25 protein-coding genes are annotated in these 26,234 nt (G+C 74.7%); 7 read left to right on the top strand and 18 right to left on the bottom strand.

Annotation, left to right across the window (positions count from 1 at the left end; all coding sequences use genetic code 11):
- Positions 1 to 49: 49 nt before the first annotated feature.
- Together C8E97_RS11745 and C8E97_RS11740 are read left to right on the top strand one after the other, a co-directional pair.
- The gene (locus C8E97_RS11745) at positions 50 to 394 is read left to right on the top strand and encodes a serine hydrolase (RefSeq protein ID WP_121011332.1); all 345 of its coding nucleotides are present in this window, start codon (positions 50 to 52) and stop codon (positions 392 to 394) included.
- 242 nt (positions 395 to 636) lie between these two features.
- Positions 637 to 1,998 (top strand): hypothetical protein, encoded by a 1,362-nt coding sequence (locus tag C8E97_RS11740; RefSeq protein WP_121004519.1) that lies wholly within the window; start codon positions 637 to 639, stop codon positions 1,996 to 1,998.
- 545 nt (positions 1,999 to 2,543) lie between these two features.
- On the opposite strand, the gene C8E97_RS11735 is transcribed toward C8E97_RS11740, so the two are convergent.
- The 8 genes from C8E97_RS11735 to C8E97_RS34040 all read right to left on the bottom strand — a co-directional run bounded on the left by C8E97_RS11735 (position 2,544) and on the right by C8E97_RS34040 (position 11,054).
- Positions 2,544 to 3,440, bottom strand: coding sequence for a helix-turn-helix domain-containing protein (locus tag C8E97_RS11735; RefSeq protein ID WP_121004516.1), 897 nt, complete (start codon positions 3,438 to 3,440; stop codon positions 2,544 to 2,546).
- 84 nt (positions 3,441 to 3,524) lie between these two features.
- Complete coding sequence (locus C8E97_RS11730) at positions 3,525 to 5,453, bottom strand: bifunctional aldolase/short-chain dehydrogenase (RefSeq protein ID WP_121004513.1); 1,929 nt, start codon at positions 5,451 to 5,453, stop codon at positions 3,525 to 3,527.
- A complete protein-coding gene (gene mtnA, locus C8E97_RS11725) occupies positions 5,434 to 6,384 on the bottom strand; it encodes an S-methyl-5-thioribose-1-phosphate isomerase (protein WP_121004510.1) in 951 nt (316 codons plus the stop codon). The genes C8E97_RS11730 and mtnA overlap by 20 nt, the downstream gene beginning before the upstream one ends.
- A gap of 374 nt (positions 6,385 to 6,758) precedes the next feature.
- Positions 6,759 to 7,142 carry a hypothetical protein gene (locus C8E97_RS11720; protein ID WP_121004507.1) on the bottom strand — a complete coding sequence of 128 codons (384 nt, stop codon included), beginning with the start codon at positions 7,140 to 7,142 and terminating at the stop codon, positions 6,759 to 6,761.
- A gap of 105 nt (positions 7,143 to 7,247) precedes the next feature.
- Positions 7,248 to 8,207, bottom strand: coding sequence for a glutathione S-transferase family protein (locus C8E97_RS11715; RefSeq protein WP_121011329.1), 960 nt, complete (start codon positions 8,205 to 8,207; stop codon positions 7,248 to 7,250).
- Between the two features lie 242 nt (positions 8,208 to 8,449).
- Complete coding sequence (locus C8E97_RS11710; protein WP_121004504.1) at positions 8,450 to 9,901, bottom strand: DHA2 family efflux MFS transporter permease subunit; 1,452 nt, start codon at positions 9,899 to 9,901, stop codon at positions 8,450 to 8,452.
- Positions 9,902 to 10,188: 287 nt separating this feature from the next.
- Positions 10,189 to 10,635, bottom strand: coding sequence for a MerR family transcriptional regulator (locus C8E97_RS11705; RefSeq protein ID WP_121004501.1), 447 nt, complete (start codon positions 10,633 to 10,635; stop codon positions 10,189 to 10,191).
- Positions 10,636 to 10,754: 119 nt separating this feature from the next.
- Positions 10,755 to 11,054 (bottom strand): hypothetical protein, encoded by a 300-nt coding sequence (locus C8E97_RS34040; protein WP_147455077.1) that lies wholly within the window; start codon positions 11,052 to 11,054, stop codon positions 10,755 to 10,757.
- A gap of 438 nt (positions 11,055 to 11,492) precedes the next feature.
- Here C8E97_RS34040 and C8E97_RS11700 point away from each other — a divergent pair, with 438 nt between their 5' ends.
- Positions 11,493 to 11,945 carry an Hsp20/alpha crystallin family protein gene (locus C8E97_RS11700; RefSeq protein ID WP_121011326.1) on the top strand — a complete coding sequence of 151 codons (453 nt, stop codon included), beginning with the start codon at positions 11,493 to 11,495 and terminating at the stop codon, positions 11,943 to 11,945.
- A gap of 8 nt (positions 11,946 to 11,953) precedes the next feature.
- A complete protein-coding gene (locus tag C8E97_RS11695; RefSeq protein WP_121004498.1) occupies positions 11,954 to 12,310 on the top strand; it encodes a J domain-containing protein in 357 nt (118 codons plus the stop codon).
- A 304-nt stretch (positions 12,311 to 12,614) separates the two neighbouring features.
- Here the strand turns inward: C8E97_RS11695 and C8E97_RS11690 are convergent, their stop codons facing one another.
- On the bottom strand, positions 12,615 to 13,619 hold the full coding sequence (locus tag C8E97_RS11690) for a coiled-coil domain-containing protein (protein WP_147455076.1): 1,005 nt from the start codon (positions 13,617 to 13,619) through the stop codon (positions 12,615 to 12,617).
- Positions 13,620 to 14,168: 549 nt separating this feature from the next.
- On the opposite strand from C8E97_RS11690, the gene C8E97_RS11680 reads away from it, so the two are divergent.
- Positions 14,169 to 14,537, top strand: coding sequence for a YciI family protein (locus C8E97_RS11680; RefSeq protein WP_121011323.1), 369 nt, complete (start codon positions 14,169 to 14,171; stop codon positions 14,535 to 14,537).
- A gap of 143 nt (positions 14,538 to 14,680) precedes the next feature.
- Here C8E97_RS11680 and C8E97_RS11675 read toward each other — a convergent pair whose 3' ends face one another.
- The 4 genes from C8E97_RS11675 to C8E97_RS11660 all read right to left on the bottom strand — a co-directional run bounded on the left by C8E97_RS11675 (position 14,681) and on the right by C8E97_RS11660 (position 19,194).
- Positions 14,681 to 15,580: a DMT family transporter gene (locus C8E97_RS11675; RefSeq protein ID WP_121004488.1), complete on the bottom strand. Its 900-nt coding sequence runs from the start codon at positions 15,578 to 15,580 to the stop codon at positions 14,681 to 14,683.
- Positions 15,580 to 16,374 (bottom strand): tryptophan synthase subunit alpha, encoded by a 795-nt coding sequence (gene trpA / locus C8E97_RS11670; protein WP_121004485.1) that lies wholly within the window; start codon positions 16,372 to 16,374, stop codon positions 15,580 to 15,582. The genes C8E97_RS11675 and trpA overlap by 1 nt, the downstream gene beginning before the upstream one ends.
- A gap of 6 nt (positions 16,375 to 16,380) precedes the next feature.
- Complete coding sequence (trpB, locus tag C8E97_RS11665) at positions 16,381 to 17,547, bottom strand: tryptophan synthase subunit beta (protein WP_246018822.1); 1,167 nt, start codon at positions 17,545 to 17,547, stop codon at positions 16,381 to 16,383.
- A gap of 1,059 nt (positions 17,548 to 18,606) precedes the next feature.
- On the bottom strand, positions 18,607 to 19,194 hold the full coding sequence (locus C8E97_RS11660; RefSeq protein ID WP_121004479.1) for a TetR/AcrR family transcriptional regulator: 588 nt from the start codon (positions 19,192 to 19,194) through the stop codon (positions 18,607 to 18,609).
- A 68-nt stretch (positions 19,195 to 19,262) separates the two neighbouring features.
- Between C8E97_RS11660 and C8E97_RS11655 the strand changes: the two genes are divergently transcribed.
- Positions 19,263 to 20,108: a class I SAM-dependent methyltransferase gene (locus C8E97_RS11655; protein WP_121004477.1), complete on the top strand. Its 846-nt coding sequence runs from the start codon at positions 19,263 to 19,265 to the stop codon at positions 20,106 to 20,108.
- 55 nt (positions 20,109 to 20,163) lie between these two features.
- On the opposite strand, the gene C8E97_RS11650 is transcribed toward C8E97_RS11655, so the two are convergent.
- On the bottom strand, positions 20,164 to 21,021 hold the full coding sequence (locus C8E97_RS11650; RefSeq protein WP_121004474.1) for an alpha/beta fold hydrolase: 858 nt from the start codon (positions 21,019 to 21,021) through the stop codon (positions 20,164 to 20,166).
- Between the two features lie 312 nt (positions 21,022 to 21,333).
- Between C8E97_RS11650 and C8E97_RS11645 the strand changes: the two genes are divergently transcribed.
- The gene (locus C8E97_RS11645; protein WP_121004471.1) at positions 21,334 to 24,270 is read left to right on the top strand and encodes a M36 family metallopeptidase; all 2,937 of its coding nucleotides are present in this window, start codon (positions 21,334 to 21,336) and stop codon (positions 24,268 to 24,270) included.
- Positions 24,271 to 24,414: 144 nt separating this feature from the next.
- Here the strand turns inward: C8E97_RS11645 and C8E97_RS36455 are convergent, their stop codons facing one another.
- The 4 genes from C8E97_RS36455 to C8E97_RS11630 all read right to left on the bottom strand — a co-directional run bounded on the left by C8E97_RS36455 (position 24,415) and on the right by C8E97_RS11630 (position 26,154).
- Entirely contained in the window at positions 24,415 to 24,546 is a 132-nt protein-coding gene (locus C8E97_RS36455) for a hypothetical protein (RefSeq protein ID WP_281275332.1), read from the bottom strand.
- A 50-nt stretch (positions 24,547 to 24,596) separates the two neighbouring features.
- Positions 24,597 to 24,770, bottom strand: a complete 174-nt coding sequence (locus C8E97_RS34445) for a hypothetical protein (RefSeq protein WP_170211774.1) — start codon at positions 24,768 to 24,770, stop codon at positions 24,597 to 24,599.
- 12 nt (positions 24,771 to 24,782) lie between these two features.
- The gene (locus C8E97_RS11635) at positions 24,783 to 24,995 is read right to left on the bottom strand and encodes a hypothetical protein (RefSeq protein WP_121004465.1); all 213 of its coding nucleotides are present in this window, start codon (positions 24,993 to 24,995) and stop codon (positions 24,783 to 24,785) included.
- A gap of 130 nt (positions 24,996 to 25,125) precedes the next feature.
- On the bottom strand, positions 25,126 to 26,154 hold the full coding sequence (locus tag C8E97_RS11630) for a methyltransferase (RefSeq protein ID WP_121004462.1): 1,029 nt from the start codon (positions 26,152 to 26,154) through the stop codon (positions 25,126 to 25,128).
- Positions 26,155 to 26,234 lie beyond the last annotated feature (80 nt).

Raw genomic sequence — 26,234 nt, 5'->3', positions numbered from 1 at the left:
GTGGACGACCTCATGGTCGGCCGGGCCGCCCCGACCTAGCGTCGTGGCCATGCTGTTGCACACGATCCTGTCCATCACCCTCGCCACCGGTCCGAGCGTCGCGCCGGCCACGCCCGGCATACCCGCGGCGCAACTGCGAAGCCAGGAACTGCTCCAGGTCGCGTTCACCGCGGACCAGGACGACGACGCGGGCGAGCCCTGGCGCTACTCGAACACCAACTACGTCGTGGCCGGGCTGCTCATCGAAAAGCTGACCGGCCGGCTGATCGGCTACCTGACCTTCGCCCTGACCGACGGGCGAGGCAGGTCGATGGTCCTGTCGCTGAACCCGTACGAACAGGACCCGCCCACCGCGGCGATCGTCCCCTTGGGAGTGGCGGCGTTCTGCCGCTAGGGCGTCGGCCGCCGGCGGGATCGCGTCGACCACCGGGCGCGCGGCGGTTCACCGGGCGACCCCGCCAGCCTGCCGAAAAGTGAGCACTCACAACGAAATTGATTCTATCGGGTGATTGCCGCGCAAGAGCCCGGCCTCCTGCCGGCGGGCGTGCATCCTGGGACACCTCGGTTCGAGCACGGGGAAAGCGGGCGGACATGGCCTACACGGCGGGCGCGGCGAAAGTGGATGTGACTCCTCCGTTGACGATCCCGTACCTCGGCGGGATCCCACGGCACTCGCCCTACTTCGGCGTCCACGACGCGTTGCACGCCCGCGCGGTCGCGTTCGGCGAGGTGGGCGGCGAGACGGTCATCGTCATCGCCGTCGACGCGCTCGGCATCAACAACGACATCCTCGGCCCCGACCGGGACTTCACCGCCGAGGTGCGCGGCGCGATCGAGGACGCCACCGGCGTTCCGCCGTCGCACGTGCTGGTCGCCAGCTCGCACACCCACTCCAGCCCGGAGACCGGCGACGTCCGCCGCCTGCTCGACACGCCCGGCGCGGACGAGTGGCTGGCCCGGTTCGCCGAACTCCTCGTCAGCTCCGCCGTCCTCGCGTTCGAGGACCGGCGCCCGGTCACCGCGCGGCGCGGTCGCGGCGAGGTGGTGCGCGGCACGCTCGCGGTCAACCGCAACGCCTGGGCGTACCCGGACCCGGCCGCCGCGCCGGACGACCCCGAGGTGGACGTGCTGGTGCTGGAGGCGCCGGGCTGGTCGTCGGTGCTCTACAACTTCGCGAACCACCCCGTGTACGTGCAGGTGCAGCCGTACGCCTCGGCGGACTTCCCCGGTGTCACGTCGGACTTCGTCGAGCGCAACGTGCCCGGCTGCCGCGCGGCGCTGTTCCTCCAGGGCGCGTGCGGCAACCAGAGCCCGCCGCCCGACCCGCTGACCCACCAGAACGGGGCGGGCAAGCCGCCGTTCGACGCGGAGTACCAACTGCTGCCGGAGAACGTCCGCGACGCCTTCGCCCACACCGAGCGGATGGGCATGGCGCTGGCCGCCAAGGTCCTCGAAGTCGTCGAAGCCGCCGACACGCCGGTGTCCGGCCCGGTCTCGGCGGTGTCCGAGCGGCTCGCCGTCGCGTCGCGCGACCTGCCCGACCGCGCGCCGTTCCAGCGGGAGTGGGAGGCGCGCAGGCAGGCGCTGGACGACGCCGTCGCCTCCGGCGCGCCGCGCGCCGAGATCGTGCGCCTCACCGGGCAGCTCCAGGAGACGGAGGAGCAGCTCGTCGCGATCGACCGGGGCACGGACCCGATCTCCGCCGAGGTGCAGGTGCTGCGCCTCGGCGACGTCGCGCTCGCCTGCCTGCCCGGCGAACCGTTCGTGGAACTCGGTTTCGTGCTCAAGCAGCGGTCCGACGACGGCCGCCGGGTGCTGCCCGTGGGCTACGCCAACGACTACCTCGGCTACCTGACCGACCCGGAGGCGTGGGACCGGCCGATCTACGAGGTCAGCCTCGGCGCGTGGACCCGCATCGGCCGGTTCGGCGGGACGGAGCTGACCCAGCGGGCGGCGGAACTGGTCGACCGGCTGTGGGACGGGTCCGCCCTCGGTTGAGCGGGCGCGTCGGACCTCGGCCGGGTCCGGAACCCCGCACCCCGGTCGGGTGCGGGGACGCGGGCACCGGGCGCGGTCGGCGACGTCGCGCACGGGCCTCCGGCTGATCGCGGGCGGGAAGCGCACCGTGCAGCGGCCACCTCGCAGCGGGTGGCGCGACCGCGGCACGACGAACAGCCCCGGCGCGACCGCGGCACGACGAACGGCCCCGGCGCGACCGCGGCACGACGAACGGCCCCGGCGCGACCGCGGCACGACGAACGGCCCCGGCGGGGCCGGGGCCGTTCGCGGCAGGGGCACACACAGGTCGCTTCGCGCGGCACCCGGCGGTCGCGCGCGCCCGGCGTCGTCGCGGTGGCGGCGGTCCGGAACGGGGTGCGCTCCGTCGTCCGCCGCGTGCCGCGCGGTGCCGGGTGGTCCGCGTGGTCGGCCCGCCGGTGGGCTTTGCCGTGCGCCGGAATACTGCCGGCCGGCACCGCGCGGTGAAAAAAGTTGATCGATCAACCCCTGTTAACGCTTAAGCCGGTGGCCGCCGGGCAGCGGGCTCACCACGACCAGCGGATGCCGAACGCGCCCGGCCGCACGTCCAGCCCCAGCGCGTGCACGGTGTAGGAGTCGTCCCACGTCAGCGGGCGCACCAGCGGCCTGCCGCCGATGTCGGAGAACTGCTCGCACCGCCTCGGCAACGCGGCCGGGTCGAACCGCACCTCGATCAGCAGTTCGCGGGTGGGCATCCGCCCGCGCTGCTCGTGGTTGGTCGCGGGCACCGCGCCGCCCTGCTCGATCTCGTACTCGACGATGATCGTCTCGTGCCGCGCCAACGGGCGCGGGAAGCGGAGTTCGGCGGCGGTCAGCCCGGAGTCCTCGTCCCGGTTCGACGCGGCGATCGTGCAGTTCCGGGTCGGCACCAGCGTCGGCGGCGGCTGGTGCGCGTCCGGCCAGAACAACAGCACCATGCTCGTGACGCCGTCCTGCTCGGCGCGGAGGATGTTGCGGTTCCACTGGCGCCGCTCGGTGCGGTCCGGGCCGATCTCCAGCCGCGACACGATGCTCAGCCTGGTCAGGCGCGCCTCGTCGCGCGGGCGGAGCCCGTGCAGCGCCCGCCGCCGCGACCGCGCGTCCGGCCAGACCCGCGACATCGGGGCGGGCGACGGCGGGCGGTGGGCCGGTCGGCCCCTCGGCCGGGGCGCGTCCAGCAGGCCGGCCAGCTCGCCGCCGCGCAGCCCGAGGAACCGCTCCACGTGGCGCAGCGCCGCCAGCGACAGGGCCCGCTCCGGCCGGCTGCGCCCGGACTGCCAGTAGCTCAGCGTCGCGGCGCTGACCGGTGTGCCCTGGTCCCGCAGGTGCTCGGCCAGGCGCTCCAGGGTCGCGCCGCGCTCCCGGATCGCGCGGCGCAACGCACCGGCGAACGGGCTCAGGCGGATTCCGACCGGCTCGGGCACCTGCCGGACAGTAGTCCGCCCAGCCGACGGGTTCCAGGCTCGCGCCGGCCGGTCCGCCGTACCGGGCCCGGTCACCGGCCGCCGTCAGACCACCCGCTCGTTACCGCCGTCGATCGGCACCTGCGCGCCCGTGGTGCACGCGAAGGTGTCCGAGCACAGCTCCGCGACCAGCCGGCCGACCGCCGCGCTGGTGATCTTCGCGCCCAGCAGGTTGCGCCGCTTGTACGCCTCGACGTCCAGCCCGTAGCGGAGGGCGCGGCGGCTGAGCACCTCGTCGGTCCACAGCCCGGTGTCGAAGACCGCGTCCGGGTGGACGGTGTTCACGCGGATGCCGTCGGCCGCCCACTCCAGCGCGGCGACCCTCGCCAACTGGGTGAGCGCGGCCTTCGACGCCGAGTACGCCGCCGCGCCCGGTCCCGGCGCGGGCACGTTCTTCGACGCCACGACGACGACGCGCCCGCCACGCGGAGCCAACCGCAACAGCGGGTGCGCCGCGCCGAGCAGCGTCGCGACCGAGTCGACGTTGACCGACATGGTGCGCCGCCACGTCTCCTGGTCCAGGTCGGCGATCGGCGCGTCACCGGGGAACACCCCGGCGCAGGCGACCAGCACGTCCACGCCGCCGAACCGCTCGACACCGCGCCCGAGGGCGGCCCGCACCGCGGCGGCGTCGGTGACGTCGACCTGGAGGCCGAGGTAGTCCGCGCGGCTGGGGGTGGGCGTCAGGTCGAGCCCGACCACGCTCGCGCCCCTGGCGCGCAGGGCGTCGACGCAGGCCCGGCCGATGCCCGACGCCGCGCCGGTGACCAGCGCGACCTCGCCGGTGAACTCGGCGGGCGCGCCGCCGCGCCGCAGCTTGGCCTGCTCCAGCTCCCAGTACTCCACGTCGAACAGGTCGGCGGCCGGCAGCGCCCGGTAGCCGCCCAACGCCTCGGCCCGCTCGATGACGCCGATGGTGTGCGCGTAGATGTCGCGGGCGATGTCGGCGTCCTTGGCGCGCCTGCCCACCGTCACCATGCCCAGCTCGGGGTCGAGCAGGACGCGCGGCGCGGGGTCGAGCATGGTCAGGCCCGGTCGCGCGTGCTCGGCGAAGTAGCGGCGGTAGTCCTCGGCGTAGCCGGCGACGTCCCGGCCGACCAGCGGCACGCGCTTGGTGCGGATCACGTGGTCGGGCGTCGCCGGGCCCCGGCCGGCCACGTCGGCGAGGTCCGGCCGGGCGACGAAGGCCGCGGTGGCGGCGTCGGTGTGCCTGCCGGCGATCACCGGGTGTCCCGCGACGTCCGCGATCTCCCTGCGGAGGCGGGCGAGCACGAGGGGGTCGACCGGCGGCAGCGCGGCGGCCGACGCCGCCCGCGCCGGCCGGTGCCGCGCCAGGAACTCCTCGGCCTCGCCGACCAGTTCGACGTGCCGGGCGTACGCCTGCTCGGTGTCCTCGCCGAAGGTGAACAGGCCGTGGTTCATCAGGACGACGCCGACCGTGTCGCCGTCGGCGTGCCGCGCGAACAGCTCCGCGCACGTGCGGGCCAGCGCGAAACCCGGCATCACGTAGGGCACCACCACGACGCGGTCGCCGAACACCTCCGCGACGCGCGGTTCGCGCAGGTTGGTCAGGGTGATCACCGCGTCGGCGTGGCTGTGCAGGGCGGCCGGCTGCGGCAGCAGCGCGTGCAGCAGGGTCTCGACGCTCGGGTCGGGCGCGCTCGCGTCCAGCAGGGCGCACCGCAGCTCGTTCATCATCCGGCCGTCCGGCAGGCTGGGCAGGGTCAGCAGCTCGCGCAGCCGCTCCAGCCGCAGGGGCGCGAACCCGGCCCGCTCGATGTCCGCCAGGTCCCAGCCGCTGCCCTTGACGTACAGGACGTCCACCGGACGGCCGGTGAGGTCGGCGGTCGTGACCTTCACCGAGGTGTTGCCGCCGCCGTGCAGCACGAGGTCCGGGTCGCCGCCGAGCAGCCGCGAGCCGTACACGCACGCGTCGAGCGGGTCGGTGTGCGTTTCAGCCCAGCGGTTTTCCATGGATGATCCGTTCGTCGGTGACGATCGCCGTGACGAGGTCGGCGGGGGTGACGTCGAAGGCGTAGTTCAGCGCGGCGGTGGCGCGGTCGCCGACGACCTCGGCGGCGTCGCGGACCTCGATCTCCACCGACGCGCCGTCGGGGGTGGCCAGGTCGATGGTCGACTCCGGCGCGGCGACGACGAACGGGACACCGGCCCGCGCGGCGGCCAGGGCCAGCGGGTACGTGCCGATCTTGTTGACCACGTCGCCGTTCGCGGCGATCCGGTCCGCGCCCACCACCACCGCGTCGGCCAGGCCGCGCGCGATCACCGTCGGCCCGGCGGAGTCGACCACCACGGTGTGCGCGACGCCCATGCGGGCCAGCTCCCACGCCGTCAACCGGCTGCCCTGGAGCAACGGCCTGGTCTCGTCCACGTAGACGTGGCCCAGCGCGGCGGACTCGTGCAGCGCCCGCACCACGCCGAGCGCGGTGCCCCACTCGACGCACGCCAGCGCGCCCGCGTTGCAGTGGGTCTGCACGTTGACCGGTCCGCCGAGCCGGTCGACGAGCCACCGCGCGCCCCGCAGGCCCAGCTCGCGGTTGCGGCGGATGTCGTCCTCCAGCACGTGCACCGCCTCGGCGACCACGGCGTCCGGTCCGTCGTCGAGCCGCGCCAGCGCCCGGTCCACGCCCCACGCGAGGTTCACCGCCGTCGGCCGGGCCGCGCGCAGCCGCGCCGCCTCCGCGCGCACGTCCCCGCCGTTGCCCGCGGCCAGCGCCACCCCGAGCGCGCCGGCCACGCCCAGCGCGGGCGCGCCCCGGATCGCCAGCCGCCGGATCGCGGCCACCAGCGCGTCGACCGTGTCGATCCGCAGGGTCGTCAGCTCGCCGGGCAGCAGGGTCTGGTCGATCGCGATGATCCGGCCGTCCACCCAGTCGATCGTCCGCATGGGGCCAGTGTCCCGGTCCGGTGTCGGTCCGGGAAGGCACGCGGACCACGGCAACACGAACGGACACGGGCGGGCCGGCCGGACGCGGGGAGGGCGGTCGGACGGGTCGCGGCGGTCGGACCCGAGGTCCACCGGGAGGCGGGAACCCGCGCTGGACCGGGGTGGACCCGCCGCGGGCCGGGGTCGGGCACGGGGTCGACCGGACCCCCGGACGCGGTCGGCGCGGGCCGGTCGCGCGGATCAGCGGGGCTCGCCGGGGGTGCCCGCCCAGCAGAACGACACTTCGGGGTGGCGCGGGCTCGGCCCGTCCGGCAGGCCGCGCGGTCGGTGGCGCAGGTGCCGGTCGAGGAACGCCGCGGTGCAGGCGCGGGTGATCACCGCGACGCGCGCGGCGGGCGTGCCCGCGCCGAAGCCGAGCTGTCCCCCGCGAGCAGCCCGACGTCGGTGGACGAGGCGTGCGCCGCGCCCTCCGCCAGGAGCCGGCGCTTCCAGCCGGTCAGGCGCGCTCGCGCCCCGCCGGCCCGCCGGCCCGGCGTCGCGGACGGCGTTGGTGCGTGTCGTGCCCAGACGTCCAGCGGCACACCGGTGATACCACCCTCGGTGAGCAGGAGTTCCGACTCCCGCGCCGTCGTGTGCGCGGCGCGCGGGCCGCCCCGGCGCTCCGCCGGGTACCAGAGGGAGACCACCAGCTCCCGCGCCGGTGCCCCGGCGACCCACGGGCGCGGCGCGTCGGTCGGCGGAGGCGATTCCGGTGCCACGCGGGGATGACCACCCGCAGGCGTCATCCCCGCGATGCAGTCGACCGGCCGAGCAGTCGACCGGCCGATGACTGTCCGAAGTGGACGGTGAGCGATCGGGCCCGGTCAGCGCAACGGGGTGTGCGCCGGGTCGACCCGCTCGGCCTCGCGGACCGGTCCGGGCGGCGTGCCGTCGCCGAACGGCCGACCGCCGAGCGCTTCGCGGCCGTGCGGGGTGACCCACCCGGACAGGTCCGGGCCGGCGGGCACGATGCCGCTGGGGTTGATGTCGGTGTGCACCACGTAGTAGTGCCGCTTGATCTGCTCGAAGTCCACCGTGTCGCCGAAACCGGGCGTCTGGAACAGGTCGCGGGCGTAACCCCACAGGTTCGGCAGCTCGCTGAGCTTGTTCCGGTTGCACTTGAAGTGCCCGTGGTAGACCGGGTCGAACCGGACCAGGGTGGTGAACAGGCGCACGTCGGCCTCGGTGATCGTGTCGCCGACCAGGTAGCGCCGGTCGGACAGCCGGTCCTCCAGCCAGTCCAGCGCGGTCCACAGGCGCTCGTACGCGGCGTCGTACGCCTCCTGGCTGCCCGCGAAACCACAGCGGTAGACGCCGTTGTTGACCTCGGTGAAGACCCGCTGGTTCACGGCGTCGATCTCGTCGCGGTGCTCGGCGGGCAGCAGGTCCGGCGCGCCCTCGCGGTGGTGGGCGCGCCACTGGGTCGACAGGTCGAGGGTGATCTGCGCGAAGTCGTTCGTCACCACCGCGCCGGTCGTCGTGTCCACGATCGCCGGGACCGTGATGCCGCGCGGGTAGTCCGGGTCGCGGCGGAAGTACGCCTCCTGGAGGCGTTCGATGCCGAGCACCGGGTCGCGGCCGTCCGGGTCGAGGTCGAACGTCCACGACCGGGCGTCGTGGGTGGGACCGGGCAGGCCGAGCGAGAGCGCGTCCTCCAGGCCGAGCAGCCTGCGCACGATGATGGTCCGGTTCGCCCACGGGCACGCGCGGGCCGCGACCAGCCGGTACCGACCCGGTTCGACGGGGAAGCCGTCGCGGCCGTCGGCCGTGATCCGGGTGGTGATGTAGCGGGTGTCGCGGGTGTACTCCTTGCCCTTGACGGAGTACGTCCCGCTCTGGCTGTGCTCGGGGTTCGCGCTGGTCTCCGTGGTGTCACTCACAGTGGGCGAGCATACGCCGACCAGGTGCGGAACCGCCCGCTCGACGGCTCGGCCGCGAGTAGCCACACCACGCGCGCCCCGGCACCGCGAGAGGCCACACCGCGGCGCGCCCCGGTCCCGCGAGGAGCGGGACCGGGGCGTCGGTGTCACGCCGGGGTCTCGGCCTTGCCGCCGCGGACCAGGAACGCGCCGACGACCGCCACCACCGCGAGGATCGCCGCGAGCAGCATCGCCGCGTGCACACCGCCCATCTCCGCCTGCACCCGCGGCTCACCGGACGCCGCCAGGCCGGCCGCACGCGCGCTCATCACGCTCACCAGCAGCGCCACCCCGGCCGCCGCCGCCAACTGCTGCGTCGTGCCGAAGATCGCGCTGCCGTGCGAGTACAGCCGCGCGGGCAGCGCGCCCAGCCCGGCCGAGAACAGCGGCGTGAAGGAGAACGCCAGGCCCAGGCTCAGCACCAGGTGGAACGCCAGCACGAGCACCGCCGGGGTCGAGGTGCTGAACCCCGTCGTCGCGAACCAGAGCGACGCGGCGGTCGCGATCGTGCCGACGACCAGCAGGATGCGGGGCCCCACCCGGTCGTAGAGCCGGCCGACGAACGGCGACAGCAGGCCCATCAGCAGACCGCCGGGCAGCAGCAGCAGGCCGGTGGCCAGCGGGTCGAGCCCCAGGATGTTCTGGGTGTAGATCGGCAGGACCGTCGCCGCGCCGAGCAGCAGGCCCATCATCACCATCATCAGGACGCTGGCCAGCGTGAACGTGCGGAAGCCGAACGTGCGCAGGTCGAGCAGCGCGCGCTCGTGGCGCTGGAGCGACACCTGGCGCAGCACGAACGCCGCGATGCCCGCCACGCCCACCGCGAGCGACACCCACAGCGTGGCGGCGGAGGACCCGCCCGAGTGCCCGATGCTCGACAGGCCGTAGACCAGGCCGCCGAAGCCGAACACCGACAGCACCACCGACACCACGTCGATCGGCGCGTCGCTCGTCTCACCGATGCTCGACACCCAGCGCAGGCCCATCACCAGCATCGCCACCGAGATCGGCAGCACCACCCAGAACATGCCGCGCCAGCCGAACACGTCCAGCACCACACCGGACACCGTGGGGCCGACGGCGGGCGCGACCGAGATCACGATGGAGATGTTGCCCATCACCGCGCCCCGCCGGGCGGGCGGCACGAGCGTCATCACCGTCGTCATGAGCAGCGGCAGCATGATCGCCGTGCCGCTCGCCTGCACGACGCGCGCCGCCAGCAGCACCTCGAACCCCGGCGCGAGCGCAGCGATCAGCGTGCCGGCGCTGAACAGGGTCATCGCCACGCCGTACAGAACACGGGTGCGCACGCGCTGGATGAGGTAGCCGGTGACCGGGATGACCACCGACATGGTGAGCAGGAAGCCGGCGGTGAGCCACTGCCCCACGGCCGCCGTCACGTGCAATTCGGTGAGCAGCACCGGCAGCGCGACGCCCATGATCGTTTCGTTGAGGATGACCACGAACGTGGCCACGAGCAGCACGCCGATCACCGTGCGATCGCTGCGGCTGAGTGCGGGCGGCGACGACACGGCGTCGGACACACCTGCGGAAGTCATGCGAGATCCCCCAGAAGAATACGGGCGCCAGAAAGGGCAACAGCGCCCTGAACCCCGTCAACCCTACCGGCACCGGACGCGCGGCAAACGCCTTTTTCCGCTGCCGGGCGATGCCGCGGACCGGTGAGGTGAACGCGTGCGCACTGGCCGGTGAACAAGTGCACGCGTCTCCTCCGACATCGCTCACAGGCGAATCGCTACGTGCTGTGAGTGATTCCACACGAGTTCAGCTTCCGGTTTGTCGCTCCTCCACGAGGAGGGGCGTGATTCCGGACAGGACGCGCCGCTCAACCGTTGTTCGCGGGCTCCTCCGCGCCCGGCGCGCGGTCACCGGGGCCCGGCGCATCGTCACCGGGAGCCGGCACGCGGTCGGCCGGCGCGCCGCCGTCGGGCACCGGTGCCCCGCCGTCGGGGACCGGTGCGCCGTCAGGGGCCGCGAGCCTGGTCCGCAGCCGGGCGATCTGGTCGTGCGCGGCGGCGAGTTCGTCCTCCAGGCCGATGATGCGCGCGGCGGCGGCCAGGGTGTGGCCCTCGTCGAACAGGACGCGGATGCGCGCGGCCAGTTCGAGCTGGCGGCGCGAGTAGCGCCGGTGCCCGCCCCCGGAACGCCGCGGGGACAACAGGCCCGCCGTGTCGAGGCTGCGCAGGAACGCCTGCTGGACGTCGAGCAGGTCGGCCGCCTGGCCCGTGCTGTACGCCGGGTAGTCCACGTCGTCCAGTTTGCGCACGGCCACGACCGATCGGCTCCTCCCACGTCGGGGCACGCGACCACGGCCGGCACCCGTCAGCCGAGATTACCTCAATCGAGTGGTTGACAGAACCTCCAGTGGTGACTGTAGATTATGGGTATCGGTCAGAACCTGGTGACGATGCCCTGGGAGTGATCGACGTGATCGGCGAGGCGACGCGCACCCGGCCGGAGACGGCGCGGTTCGCCGAGGTGGTCTTCTCCGACCGCCAGTGGCTGCACGAGGAGTTCGACGCGATCGTGGCGGCCAACTTCGGCGCCGCCGCCGACTCGCGCCCTCCCGCCCGCCGCGAGCCCCAGCCGCCGCGCGGCGGTGACGGCGCGAGCGGGCGGCGCGCGGCCCGGTGCCCAGCCGGTGCGGTCGCGGGGTGTGCGCGGGTGGTGCGCGCGGTCGGCGCGCGGCAACGGTCTCCTCCGCCTGGCCGCGGTCGCGCGGCCGCGACGCCCACCCGACCGCCGCACTCCGGCGACGCACAGCCCACGACGCCACAGCGCACGACGCCACAGCCCGCGACGCCGCAATCCCACGACGCCGCAGTCCCGCGACCGGCGACGCCCGTCCGACGCCGCAGGTCGCACACGACCCGCGGGTGCGGCCGGCGTCCGCCGAGGGCCTGCCTCGCCGAGCGACGGGCGTGCTCGGAGCAGCCCGCCGACGCGGCGCTACGCCTCCGCCCTGCCGCGCGAGGCGCCGGGCGTGTGCTGTCGCCCGCGCCGCCGGTCGCGCGACCGCGCCCCGCACCGATCCGCCCGTCCCGGTCGCTCCGGGGCGGGCGGGCGGACGCGCGAAGCCCGCGCACCACACCGATCGAGCGAGATGGTTGCCGGAAGGAGACCGTGGAGATGTTGATGCGCACCGACCCGTTCCGCGAACTCGACCGACTGACCCAGCAGTTCTTCGGCGGCAACGGGACCCTCAGCCGCCCCGCGGTGATGCCGATGGACGCCTACCGCGCGGGCGGGCAGTTCGTGGTGGAGTTCGACCTGCCCGGCGTCGACCCGGCGTCGATCGACCTGGACGTCGAGCAGAACGTGCTGACCGTCCGGGCGGAACGGCCCGGCGGGAACGGCGAGCAGGCCGCCTCGAACGGCGACCGGGCCGACTACCTCGTCGCCGAGCGACCGCGCGGCACGTTCAGCAGGCAACTGTTCCTCGGTGAGGCCCTGGACACCGACCAGGTCCAGGCGAGCTACCAGGCGGGTGTGCTGACCCTGCGCATCCCCGTCGCCGAGAAGGCCAAGCCGCGCAAGATCGCGATCAGCGCCGGCGGCGACACCAAGCAGCTCGCCACCTGACCGGCGGCATGGCGCACCGACCCGCACCGCAGCCGCCGGACCCGTACCGCGCGCTCGGCGTGCCGCGCGACGCCTCGCCGGCGCGGATCGCGGCGGCCTACCGGGCCCTGGTCCTGGCGCTGCACCCGGACACCCGGAGCGCGCCGACCGACCCGGCCCGCCTGGCGGAAGTCCTCGCCGCCTACGCGCTGCTGCGCGACCCCGAACGGCGCGCCGCGCACGACCGGCGGCACACCGCGCCGCCGTCACCGGACCCGGTGGCGGCGGCACCCGGCCCGGTGCCGATCCCCGTCCGCGTCCGCCGCGGCGGGCAGGCGGGGCAACCCGACATCCGGGTCGGCCCCGTCCGCCACCACCCGAGCTGACGAGCGCCCGCCCGGTCACGCGCTCGCCCGAGCACGGCCGACCGCGCCCTTGCCGCGCCCCGTTGCCCGAGCACGGCCCGTTGTCCGGGCGCGGCCGACCGCGCCCCTTGCCGAGCACGACTCACCGCGCCCACTCACAGCGCCCATTCGCAGCGCCCACTCACCGCACCCACTCACAGCACCCACTCACAGCGCCCATTCACCGCGCCCCTTACCCGAGCACGGCTCGTCGCCCGGGCGCGGTCCACTGCTGCCCGGGCGCGGCCCGCTGCGCGATCACCCGCCCGCGATCACGCCCCCACGATCACGCCACGGAAGCACCCGTGAGCACGCGGTCCGGGGCCACCGCCTCCACCCGGGGCGGCACCGCCCGGCCGCCCGGCGGCAGCGAGTCACCCCGCGCGACCGACCCGTCCGACGCCGACGCCGAACCACCCGGCGGCAGCGGAACACCCGCCGCCTCGGCGCCATTCCGGGCCGCCGGGACGTCCGGCGCCACCGGATCGCCCTGCGGCGCCGACGCTTCCTCCGGCAGCGGGTGCAGGAGGGGCTCGACGTCGGCCAGCAGGCGGTGCGCGGCGCGCAGGTCCTCGGCGAGCCGCCCGCGGTGCGCGCGCAGGACGTCGACCTCGTGCCGCGCCTCGGCGACGATCCGCTCCGCGTACTCCCTCGCCTCGCGCACCAACCGGTCGGCCCGTTCCCGCGCGGCGCGTTCCTGCTCCGCGATCGCCTGCCGCGCCTCGGCGCGGCGGGCGGACATGGCCAGCTCGAAGTCGGTCTCGACCTCCTCCCGCAGCCGCGCGGAGCGCTCGTCGAGTTCGCGCCGCCTCCGCGCCGCCTCCGCGGCCATCGTGGTGACCCGCTCCCGCGAGCGGGCCATCAGCTCGCGGTGCTCGGTCTCCATCTCGCGGCGGCGGCGGTCCAGTTCGGCGACCAGCTGGTCGGCGCGCTGCCGCAGCCGGTCGGTGGCCTGGCTCGCGGTGGCCCAGCACTGCTCGGCGGCGGCCCGCGCCCGCTCGGTGACGTCCGCGGCCTCCTCGTGGGCCAGTTCGACCATGCGACCCAGGCGTTCGGTCAGCGCGGACGGCTCGATCGGGGTGCGGCTGATCCGGTCGACGCGACCACGCAGCTCCGCGATCTCGCCGCGGGCGGCCTCCAGCTGCCGGGTGAGGTCCTCGGCTCGGGCGACGGCGGCGTCCCGGTCCACTGCGGCCAGGCGCAGCTCCGCTTCCACGCCCCGCACGTAGTGCCGCACCTGGTGGCGGTCGTAGCCGCGCCACACCAGGTCGAAGTCGGTTCGCAGCGGCACCAGGTCCCCACGGGTGTCCGCGGCCGTCACCATTACCCCACCGTCCTTTCCGTCCTCCGCCGGGGAACTCGCCCGGCGACGGATCGCGCCACTGGAAGGCGACGCGGCCCGCAGGCCGCGCCCACCCCTTATGACGAAGGCGGGACGCGCGGTGTTCCCGGACACCGCGCGTCCCGCCGACCCGGCGCGGAACCGGTGGCGGGTCCCTTGAACTCGTGGCAGGAGGGCTGCGAGGAGCCGTAGTCCGGGACCGAAGTGGCGAAGTCGGACACCGAGCCGGTCAGGTTGTACTGGAAGTACAGGCAGAACTCGCCCGCGCGGCCACCCGGTCGAACAGGTCCGCGGCGCGGCACGTCCGGCAGGCCGGCGCACCGACCGGGAGCCACCGGATCGCGGGCGCTCGACACGGGTCACGTGCGGCCACCCCGCCACCACCCGGCGAAGATCCCTCCCCGAGGATGTCGAAACGGGGGTGCCCTCGTTCGACGCGTACGTGACGGCCGGTCGGCGGGACCGACCGGTCCGGTACGAGCACACCAGGGAGTGAAGATGCGGTTCCTGCTCATGCACCGGCTCGACGAGCGCGCCCCGGAGGCGTGGAACCCGAGCCCGGAGTTCATCGAGAAGATGGGAGCGTTCATCCGGGAGGCGATCGACGACGGCGTCCTGATCACCGCCGAGGGGGTCCACCCGTCCGCGCAGGGCGCGCGGGTGCGCAAGACCCGCACCGGGGCGACCACCGCGACCGACGGGCCGTTCACCGAGGCCAAGGAGGTCATCGGCGGGTTCGCGCTGATCAACGCCGAGGACCGGGAGGCCGCCGTCGCGTTCGCCCGGCGGTACGCCGAGCTGTTCGACGAGATCGAGGTGGAGGTGCGCCGGGTCGTGGAGGAGCACGAGCTGCCCACGCCGGCCTGAACAACGGGCCGGCCCGCACGCGGTGCGCGGGCCGGCCCACCGCCCACGAGCGACGGTGGCACGAGCACCGACCGCCGGCGGCAGACCGACGCCCGGCGCGACCCCGGACGGGGCGCGCCGGGCGTCGGCCCGGCCAGGACCCGCTACCCGCTGCGCACCGGACCCGGCGACGGGGCCCGCCGCCGCGGCTTCACCAGCACCAGCGCCGCCGACAGGATGATCAGCGCGCAGCCCACCGCCACGGAGACGGTGATCCGCTCGTCGAGGAACAGCGCGCCCCACCCCACGCCGAACAGCGGCGTCAGCAACGCCACCATCATCGCGCGGGCCGGGCCCACGTCCGCGATCAGCCGGAAGTACAGCAGGAAGCCGATCGTCGTGCAGAGCACCGCGAGGGCCAGGACGTTCAGCACGATCGACCACGTGAAGCGGATGTCGGGCAGGTCCGCCGCCCAGAACGGGAAGATGACCAGCCCCGCGAGCAACTGCGAGCAGCCCGCCGTGCCGACCGGGTCCACGCCGTGCGCGAACCGCTTCACGTACACGCCGGACAGCGAGTAGCAGACCGCCGCCAGCAGGCACGCCCCGATGCCGAGCCAGAACACCACCGTGGCGTCGCCGGTCGACCCCGCACCCGCGACGAGCGCCACGCCGCCCATGCCGATCACGAGCCCCGCGACGCCGCGCACGGTCAGCGGCTGGCTCAGGAACACCGCCGCGAGCAGCGTCCCGAACAGCGGCGTGCTGGAGTTGATGATCACCGAGTACGACGCGGGGATGTGCACCGCCGCGTAGGAGAACAGCAGCATGGGCGCGGCGACGTTGAACAGCCCGACCACGGCGTAGTGCACCCAGTGCGCGCGCCACCGCGGGCGGAAGCGCACCACCGCGAAGTACGGCAGGAACGCCAGCCCGCCGACGCCGACCCGCAGGCCCGCCGTCGGGACGGCGCCGATCACCGGCGCCAGGACGCGCAGGAAGATGAACGACGCGCCCCACAGCGCGCCCAGCACCAGCAGCCGCGCCCAGTCCGCTCTGCGCATCAGACCTCGCCCGGCTCCCGCAGCGCGCGCACGAAGTCCTCGATCTCCTTGCGCGCCACGCTCACGTCGCCGAGGTTGCGCTCCACGAGCAGGCTGAAGTGGCTGCCGACGATCACGCCGTCCGCGCCCGCGTCCCAGAAGTCCGCGACCTGGGCCGGCGTGCTCACCCCGAACCCGACCACGATCGGCTTGTCGGTGAGCGCGCGCAACATCCTGATGCGCTGCACCGAGTTGTCCTCGAACCGCACGCTCGGTCCGGTGGTGCCGAACCGGCTGATGACGTAGGTGAACGCGCTGGAGCTTTCGAACAGCCTGCTCGCCCGCTCGGCGGGCGTGTTCGGCGCGACCATCTGGATGCAGCCCAACCCGTGCTCCGCCAGCAGCGCCTCGTGCTCGGCGGCCTCCTCCAGCGGCAGGTCCGAGCACACCACGGCGTCCACGCCGACCTCGGCCAGCTCCGCGTACGCGGACCGCCCGCGCTTGAACAGCAGGTTGTAGTACAGCAGCAGCCCGATCGGCAGGTCGGGGTAGGCGCGCCGGATCTCCCGCACCATGTCCACGCACGCGTCGTAGGTGGTGCCCGCGTCGAGCGACCGCTTCATGGACCGCTGGTTGATCGGGCCGTCGGTGATCGGGTCGGAGAACGGGAAGCCCAGCTCGACCGCGTCCGCGCCGGCGTCCACGGCGGCCCGGATCAGCCCCAGGCTCTCCTCCCGGTTCGGGTCGCCCAGCGTGAAGAACGGGACGAACAGCTTGCGGTCCGACGCCTGGAAAGCACTGTCGAATCGGTTCATGATCGGTCAGACCCCCCGGTAGTTCCAGTACTCGTCCAGGTCCTTGTCGCCCCGTCCCGAGACGCACACCAGCAGCACGGCGTCCGGGTCCAGGCGTGGCGCGGTGCGCAGGGCGAGCGCCAGCGCGTGCGCCGATTCGAAGGCGGGGATGATGCCCTCCAGCAGGGACAGCTCGGCGAACGCGTCCACGGTCTCGGCGTCCGACACCGCCTCGAAGGTCGCGCGCCCGGAGTCCTGCATCGCCACCAGCTCCGGCCCGACGCCGGGGTAGTCCAAACCGGCCGCGATCGAGTGGGTGTTGGTGATCTGGCCCTCGGAGTTCTGGAGGAACAACGAGTGCATCCCGTGGAACACGCCGGGCGTGCCGCGCGTCAACGTCGCCGCGTGCCGGTCGGAGCCGTCGTCGAGGCCGGCCGGCTCCGCGCCGTACAACCGCACGTCGGGGTCCTCGGTGAACGGGGCGAACATGCCGATCGCGTTGCTGCCGCCGCCGATGCACGCGAACACCGCGTCGGGCAGCACGCCCGCCTGCTCGCGGAGCTGGGCCTTCGCCTCGGTGCCGATGACGGACTGGAAGTACTTGACCATCGACGGGTACGGGTAGGGCCCCGCCGCCGTGCCGAAGCAGTGGTAGGTGCTGCCGACGTTGGTGATCCAGTCGCGCATCGCGTCGTTGATCGCGTCCTTCAACGTCGCGCCACCGGAGCTGACCGGGTGGACGGTGGCGCCGAACAGCTCCATCCGCTTGACGTTGGTCTGCTGGCGCCGCACGTCCACCGCGCCCATGTAGACCTCGACCGGCAGGCCGAGCTTCGCACCGGTCATCGCGGTGGCGACGCCGTGCTGACCCGCGCCCGTCTCCGCGATGATCCGCGTCTTGCCCATGTACTGGGCCAGCAGGAGCTGCCCGATGGTGCTGTTGGTCTTGTGCGCCCCGCCGTGCAGCAGGTCCTCGCGCTTGAGGTAGATCCGCCGACCGTACTTCTCCGACAACCGCTCCGCGAACATCAGCGGCGTGGCGCGGCCGGCGAACGTCTTCAGCACCTCCTCGAACCGGCCCATGAACACCGGGTCGGCCTGGGCCTTCACGAAGGCGTCCTCGACCTCCTGGAGAACCGCGACCAGGCTCTCCGACGAGTAGAGCCCCCCATAATTCTTTTCCCCGAAACGCACGCGCAGATCCAACTCGGCGAACATGTCTCCCGCCCCAGCGCATCGGCCCATTCCCGGAATGGGCGCCCCATGAGAAAACTCCGGCCGGACACCGAATACCGGGCGCGGTCGCACGGGAAATCACAGCGTCGACACGACGTGCGCACTCCCCCGGACGGGGCCACCCCCGGACGGGCACGCGACGGCGTCCGCCGGTCGCGACCCGAGGGCGACGTTATGCGACCGGCTGGAGGGCAGAAAGGGCCGAACGGGTGACGCGGTGAACACGCTGCGCAACTGCATTTTTCGGGTCGTTCACGCTGATCAGCGCGTTTACCGGTCGCACCGAATATGACGAGAACTCGATTATCACGGATAACCCAAGCTCCATCGGAAGGATTGCCCTTCCGCACTGCGCCGAGCGGCACGCGGCGATTAGGCCGTTGAGGCGCGGCCGTGCTCACCCCCGCGCCACGGCCGTACTCCGCGCCGGCGGCCCGGACCGCGCCCCCCGGCGGCCACCACCGACCGCGATTGCCCCTTCGGGCACATTCGGTGCCTATTCCGCTCCGCCCCGGATGCGGGTTTCCGAATGGGCCACCGCGATCCGGACGAACGAGCGGACCCAGCGGGCCGGGTCGTGCGCTCGGCCACGCGACGACGAGTTCGCCGGGCGGCCGGTCGACCAGCGGCACGGACACGAGGCCCACCGGGAGGGCGTGCGCCGGCGACGTGATGCCCACCGTCCTGTTCCACAGGACGGCCTGGAGGCACTCGTGGACCGTCCGCACGACCGGGCCGTCGCCGGGCCCGCCGCGCCGAGCACGCCGCCTGACCGCGCCCACCCGGTAAGCGCCCACCCGGTAAGCGCCCACCCGGTAAGCGCCCACCCGGTAAGCGCGGTCACCTCCGCGCGGACGCTCGACGGGCATCCGGCCGAACGGCACCGACCCGACAGGCGCCGGTCAGCGCCATCAGGTGACGCCGGTCAGCCCGGCACCGGGTCGGGCGGGCACCGGCCGGACGGGTCCGGTCAACGGGTGCCGGTCGGGCCGGACGGCGGTCGGTCGGGCCGGCCGCTCACCGCACGACGCCGCCGAGGACCGCGGTCACCATCCGGCGGACGGCGTCGTCGGCGGGCCGCTCCCCCGTCCGGTCGGCGTACAGCAGGTGGCCCGCCCCGATCAGCGTGGGCGCGAGCGCGTCGACGTCGGCGTCCGCCGCGAGGCGTCCCAGGTCGCGCTCCGCCGCGAGGTAGTCGGCGAGCATGGTCGCGGCCTCCGTCAGCACCGGCACGCCCGCCGGCCAGTCCCGGCGCAGCCGGGCGCGCAGCTCGTCGCGGAAGGTGACGAGGGAGACGATCGCCACCGCCACCGACCCGAACAGGGCCGTCAGCGCGTCGGTGAGGTTGCCGACGACGTCGCCCGTGCCCGCCGCACCCCGCAGGGCGGCGGCCTGGGCGTCCATCCGGTCGACGCGGTCGAGCACGAACTCGGCCAGGAAGGCGTCGAAGTCGGCGAAGTGCCGGTGCAGGACGCCCTTCGCGCAGCCCGCCTCGGCGGTGACGGTGCGGCTGGTCAGCGCGCTCGGCCCGTCCCGGAGCAGGATGCGGTCGGCGGCGGCGAACAGCTGCTCGCGCACGTCGCGGATCGCGATCCCCGTCGGCATCCCGTGCTCCCCTTCTCCCGTCCCGCCGCACGGTAGCCGAGTGGGCACTTGCCCACTAAGGTGGGCACATGCCCACTTCAACGTCCGGCCCTGCTCCCGAACCCCACCGGCACCGGCGGGTGGCGGAGTCGTTCGGCACCGATCCCGAGCGCTACGACCGCACCCGGCCCCGCTACCCCGACGCCCTGGTGGGACGGGTGGTGGCCGGCTTACCCGACCGGACCGGCCCCGACGTCCTCGACGTCGGCTGCGGCACCGGCATCGCGGCCCGGCAGTTCCACGCGGCGGGCTGCGCCGTGCTGGGCGTCGAGCCCGACGCGCGGATGGCCGACTTCGCGCGGCGCGACGGGCTGTTCGACGTCGAGGTGGCGACGTTCGAGGCGTGGGACCCCGCTGGCCGCACGTTCGACGCCGTCGTCGCCGGCCAGTCCTGGCACTGGGTCGACCCGGTCGCGGGCGCGGCGCGGGCGGCGCGGGTGCTGCGGCCCGGCGGTCGGCTGGCGGTGTTCTGGCACGCGTTCACGCCACCGGCGGCCGTGCTGGACGCCTTCGTCGAGGTCTACCGCCGGGTCGTGCCCGATTCGCCCTTCGACTTCACGGGCGTGGCGCGGGACCCCCTGGGCGCGTACGAGGCGATGTCGGCCAAGGCCGTCGACGGGATCCGGGAGGCGGGCGGGTTCGGCGAACCGGAGCGGTGGCGGTTCGACTCCGAGCGCTCCTACACCCGCGACGAGTGGCTCGACCACCTGCGCACCACCGGTCCCGTGACGGGGCTCCCGCCGGACCTGGCGGAGGAGGTGACGGCCGGTGTCGGTGCGGCGATCGACGCGCTGGGCAGCGAGTTCACCATGCGCTGGCCGACCGTGGCGATCGCCGTGACGCGGACCGACGAGCCCGCCGGCGGCCACCGCTGACCGGGACGGCGCAAGGGATTAGGGGCGGGTCCGGCCGGACCCGCCCCGGCCGCGCTCAGGGGTGGCTGCGGACGTGGTCGAGGATCGCGTCCGCCACGACACCGTGCACGGCGGAGGGCAGGGCGTGCCCGAGGCCGGGCACCTCCAGCAGCCGCGCGTCGGGCAGCAGGCCGGCCAGGTGGCGGCCGAAACCCGGCGGGTAGAACGGGTCCTCGGTGCCCGCCACGACCAGGGTCGGCGTGGTCGCCGTGCGCAGGTCGTCCGCGCCGCGCGGCACGGGCGTGGACGCCAGCCGCACGTGGCCGGTGGGCGGGACGATCGTGCCGGCGTGCGCGATGGCGCGCTCCTCCAGCCGCCGGTACTCCGCCGCGTCGAACGGCAGCACGGCGCCGTGCAGCTCGCGCCACACCGCGACCCGGCGCTCCACCTCGGACTCCGCGTCGGCGGCCGGCTCGGCCAGCGCGATCAGCCGCTCCAGGCGCTCGCCCTGGTCGGACCTCGGCTCGTCCGTCGTGCCCATGTCGAGCGCGCCGGTCAGGGCGAGCGTGAGCGAGCGCAGGCGGTCGGCGTGGTCGACGGCCAGCAGCTGGCCGATCAGCCCGCCCATCGACAGGCCCACCACGTGCGCCGCGTCGACGCCGTGCGCGTCCAGCACCGCGACCGCGTCCGCGGCGAGGTCGCCGAGGTCGTAGTCGGCGGTCTCGGGCGGCACCACCGTGGACCGCCCGGTGTCGCGGTGGTCGTACCGGACGACCCGGCACCCGCCGGCCACCAGCAGCGCGACGAACTCGTCGGGCCAGCCCACCGCCGACGCGTTGGCGCCCATCACCAGCAGGACCGGCGGACCCGCCGGGTCGCCCGACTCCTCGCTCCAGAGCCGGATGTCCCCCGCCTCGACCACGCGTTCCGCCACTGCGCCTCCCCGACCGACCACCACCGACGAACACCGCCCATGATCGCCGACGCGGTCCGCGTCGGGCGGACCGGGGTTTCCCGGCGGCGACGGCGTCACGGGCGGTGCCTGGGCCGTCACCGAGCCGGCACCGGCCGCCACGACCCGTCCATCGTCCACAGAGGACACAAGGCCGGGGCCGGCGTTCGCACGCCACCGCTCACCGGGATGGCCGTCGTCGAGCCGTACGAACGGGCCTAGCTTTTCCCCGGCCGCGACCGGGAGGCTCGAACCGACTCGGATCTCGCACGGCTCGCGGAGAGGCGTTCACAGATGCGGAAACGGGCTTTCCGGCGGGCCGTGGCGTTCGCCGCGACAGGTGCGCTGGCCCTCGGTCCGGTGGTGCCGTGGACGGCGTCCGCCGACCCGCGCGACGGCGGCGCGCCCGCCGGGGCGCGCACCGGAGCGCCGCCCATCGGCGCGCCGCCCGCCGGCGAGGTCTCCCCCGCGCAGGGCGACACCCCCGGCAGCCGGCTCGACGTCGACCACCGGCCCGGCGCGGCACGGCCCACCGACCGGCAGCGGGCGCTCGCGGGCGAGCGCTCCGCGACCGTGCGGTGGAACCGGTACGGCGCGCCCGCCACGGTGATCCCCCGCGCCGGGTCGCGCACCCGCGTCGAAGGCGACCCGGTGGCGGTGGCCCGCGCCTACCTGACCGCCAACCGCGACGTGTTCGGCCTGGCGCGGCACACCGTCGACGCGATGGACGTGCTGGTGGACCGCCCGATGGGCCAGGGCTCGTACGTCCTGCTGCGCCAGCGGTTCGGGTCGACGCCCGCGATCCTGGACGGGCTCGCGGCGTTCGGCGTCCGCGACGGCGCGGTGGTGTTCCTCAGCTCGACGCTGAGCCCCACGCGGGCCGACCCGGAGCCCGCGACCCTGTCACCGGACCAGGCCCTCGCCGGTCTCGGCCCGGCCGCGCGGGTCGCGCTCGGCGCGGTGCCGATGCCGGACGGCCCCGCGCGGCTCGCCTACCAGGTCGTCCAGGTGGGCGCGGAGACCGGCGCCACCAGCTACGTGGACGCCCGCACCGGCGAGCTGCTGGTGCGCGAGGACCTGGTGGACCACCACTCCGACGGTGACCACCCCGAGTGGGAGGTGTTCCCGGCCAACCCGCCCGCCGACTACTCCTCGCGCGACAACCGCGTCCGGTGGTGCCTGGAGCGGGTGCGCGGCTGCGAGCGGACCGTGCGCACGGCGGACCGGGGCCTCGCCTGGGACCTCGACCCCGTCGCGGGCGACGCGAGCCGCACGTCGTCCGGCAACTCCGGCCGGACCACCGAGAAGTGGGACGACCTGGCCTCCGGCACGGTCGGTACGCGCACCTCGGCGGCCAGGCCGGACCGCCGCTACGCCTACCCGTGGACCAACCAGTGGCACGAGGAGCGCTGCGACCCGGCGGTCTTCGCCTCCGCGCGGCAGAACGACGTCGACGCGGCGCTGGCCAACCTGTTCGCCATGCACAACCGGATGCACGACTGGTCGTACCACCTCGGCTTCACCGAGGAGACCTGGAACATGCAGGCCGACAACGGCGACCGCGGCGGCCTCGGCGGTGACGCCGAGCGCGGCAACGCCCAGGCGGGCGGCCGGGTGGGCGGCGCGCCGCCGACGTTCCCGTCCCGCAACAACGCCAACCAGATCACGCCGCCCGACGGCGTGCCGCCGACGACCAACATGTACCTGTGGCAGCCGACGCCCGCCGGGTTCTACGCGCCGTGCGTGGACGGCGACTACGACATGTCCGTGATCGGCCACGAGTACGGGCACGCCATCAGCGGCCGGTTGATCGCCGGGCCGGACAGCGGCTGGTCCGGCGCGCAGGGCGGGGCGCTGAACGAGTCGCACTCCGACCTGTTCGCCGCGGAGTACCTGTTCGAGCACGGTTTCCGGCCACGCGGCGACACGCGCTACGTGATCGCCGGCTACGCCACCGGCGACGCGGAGGCGGGCATCCGCAACTACGACATGAGCCGCAGCCCGCTCAACTACAGCAACATCGCCTACGACCTCGTGGGGCAGCAGGTGCACGCGGACGGCGAGATCTGGACCGCGACGAGCTTCGACCTCCGCCGGGCGATGATCGACAAGTACGGCCTCGGCACCGCCGAGGCGCAGCGGGCGTGCGCGGACGGCGAGCGGCCCGTCGAGCGGTGCCCCGGCAACCGGCGGTGGGTGCAGCAGGCGTTCGACGCGCTGCTGCTCAGCGCGTCCGGCGCGGTCAGCTACGTCGACCTGCGGGACGCCACGCTGGCCGCGAACGAAGTCCGGTTCGGCGGCGCGGACGTGCCCGAGCTGTGGCGCGCGTTCGCCCGGCGCGGTCTCGGGCGCGACGCGGCGAGCGACGGACCCGACGACGCCGACCCGACGCCGAGCTTCGCCTCGCCGCACGCGCGCAACGCGACGGTGCGGCTGGCGGCGCCGGCCGGCGCGCGGCTGTACGTCGGCGCCTACGAGGCGCGCAGCCGCCCGGTGGCCGACACCGACCCGGCGACGCCGCTGCCCGACGCGGTGGAGGTCGTGCCGGGCGACTACGACTTCGTCGTGGTGGCGGACGGCTACGGCAGCAGCAGGACCCGGCGCGCGGTCCGCGCGGACCGCGACACCGCGGTCCAGCCGTCGACCACACCCAACCTCGCCTCCCGCGCCCGGGGCGCGACCGCCTCCGGCGACGGCGTGAACCTGACCGCGCTGATCGACGACACCGAGGCCACGAACTGGGCGTCGATCGGCTCCCCGGTCGCGGGCAGGGGCGTCACGGTGGACCTCGCGGGCGACCGGCCGCAGGTCGTCCGCCGGGTGCAGGTGAGTGCCCTGCTGCGGCCGGCGGTCGAGCCGGACGCCGATCCCGGCCCGCAGAACCGGTTCACCGCGCTGCGGCGGTTCGAGGTGCTGGCGTGCGACGCCACGGCCGGCTCGTCGTGCGCCGACCCGGCGGACTTCCGCGTCGCGTACACCAGCCCGGCCGACGCCTTCCCCGCCGACGTGCCGCGCCCCACCGCGCCGGACCTCACCACGCGCCGGTTCCCGATACCGCCCACGCGCGCCACCCACCTGCGGATCCGGGTGGTGGGCAACCAGTGCACGGACGGACCGGACTACGCCGGCTCGCGGCACGACGACCCCCGGTCGACCAGCGACTGCGCCACCGGCAACCCGGTGGTGGCGCGGACCGTCCGGATCGCCGAGTTCCAGGCGTTCCGGTACTGACGGGGCTTCCCCGGACGTGCGCGACGCGGCGCCCGTTCCCCGCCGCCAGTCCTGCGACGGGGAACGGGCGCCGACGTCCGGGGGCCCGCGGGTGCGGGCACCCCGATCCGGGGGCGGCGCGAGCGGTGCGCCGCCCGCCGGGGGTCAGCCGCAGACGGCGGCGTCGATCAGCCCGTCGACCAAGGCGTCGGTCAGCTGCGCGCCGGAGTTCACGGACGCCTCCACGCGCTTGCGGCCGTCCAGCGTCGTGTAGGCGACGGTGACGCAGCCGGGCACGCCGCCTGCACGGCCCCACGCGTCCACCCCGCACGGGGTCCGGTGCTGGATCAGGCCGAGCCCGAACCCGTCGACGCCCCACGGGTTCCCGCGGACCGGACCTGCACGCCCACCGCCCCGGCGACGACCCGCTCCGCCGCCGCGCGCAGCCCGGCGTTCACCGCGGCCTCCGCCGGCGCGGCCTGCGCCTGGACGGCCTGCGTCAGCAGCGCGGCGACCAGCACCGCCGCGCACGGTCACCGGGACCGGCGGCGCGCGTAGTAGGCCACGAGGAGCACGATGCACAGCACCGCCGCCCCGCCCGCCGAGAGGTGCACGATTCCACCGGCGCCGATCAGGGAGCTGATCGCGTTGGTCGTCACGCCGGCCACCAGCAGCGACCACAGCACCACGGGTACGAGGACGCCGCCGGAGCGGCCGGTCTGGATCACTTCGGTCCGATTGCCCATGACCGAGAACCTACGAACGCGCGACGGCACCGACGATCCCGTTGCCTGCCCGGCGGTGGTGGAGCCGGCACCACCACGCGGGTGGGGCGGACCCCACCCGCGTGACCGCGGCGCGGGCTCCCACCGCCCCTCACACCGCTTCGGCGACGATCACCGACTTCGCGCCGTCGATCGGGTCCTGGGCGGTGAACCGCCACCCCGTGTCGGCCAACCACGCGCGGGCCTCGGCCGAGCTGTACACGTCGCCGTGCTCGATGTTGACCGCGAACTCGCCGGCCATCAGGGCGGCGATCACCGGTCGGGTGTGCGTCGGATCGGTCCAGTAGTCGACGAGCAGCAGCCGCGCGCCCGGCTCCACCGCCCGGCGCGCCTTGGCCAGCAGCCGCCGGTTGTCCTCCGCCGAGAAGCAGTGCACCACGTTGGCCAGCAGGCAGCAGTCGTGCCCGGTGGGCAGTTCGTCCGCCAGGACGTCGCCGGGCACCACCCCGATCCGCCCGGCCAGCCCCCGCGCGGCGATCCGCTCCCGCGCGAGGCCGACCACCTGCGGCAGCTCGAACACCGTCGCGCTCAGGTGCGGGTGGCTCCGCGCGACCGCGATGGACCACGAGCCGGTGCCGCCGCCGACGTCGAGCAGCCGGCGGCTCGCGGTGAAGTCGGCGCGCGCGGCCAGCGCGGCGGCCGGTCCGGCGTTCAGCGCCTCGACGCCCTCGGAGAAGCTGCGCTGCCGCTCCGGGTCCAGGTCGGTGATCTGGTCCCTCGGGCCGTGCCGCAGCGCGTGCGCGAGGCCGTCCCACGCCGGGTAGCTGATGCGGTCCGAGAACCGGATGAACGGGCGCAGGTCCACGTCGGTCGACCCGGTCAGGTAGGTGGCCGCGACGTCGCTGTTGCGGTAGGCGTCGCCGTCGCGGACGAGCAGCCCGATCGCGACCATCGCGTCCGCGCAGATCCGGGCCGCCCGCCGGGTGAGCCCGGTGCGGGCGGCGAGCCCGGCGAGGTCCGCGGGCGCGTCGGCGAGCGCCTCGAACACGCCGATCTCGGTGGCCGCCATCAGGAACTTGGCCGCCCGGAACCCGCTCACCAGCTCAATGATCGCCGCCGGGGAGACGGCCCGGTCGGGCGCGGTCACCGGTACCCCGTGCTGGTCCTCCACTGCTGTCATCGCTCTGCTCCACCTCTCCGAGGCGCCCTCGTCGATCCACTGTGGACGTTCCGTGCCGTGCGCCGGTGCGGGGCCGGCGA

Origin of the sequence: Saccharothrix australiensis (assembly GCF_003634935.1) — a bacterium.
Lineage (GTDB): Bacteria > Actinomycetota > Actinomycetes > Mycobacteriales > Pseudonocardiaceae > Actinosynnema > Actinosynnema australiense.
This window is presented reverse-complemented; position numbering and strand designations above follow the sequence as displayed.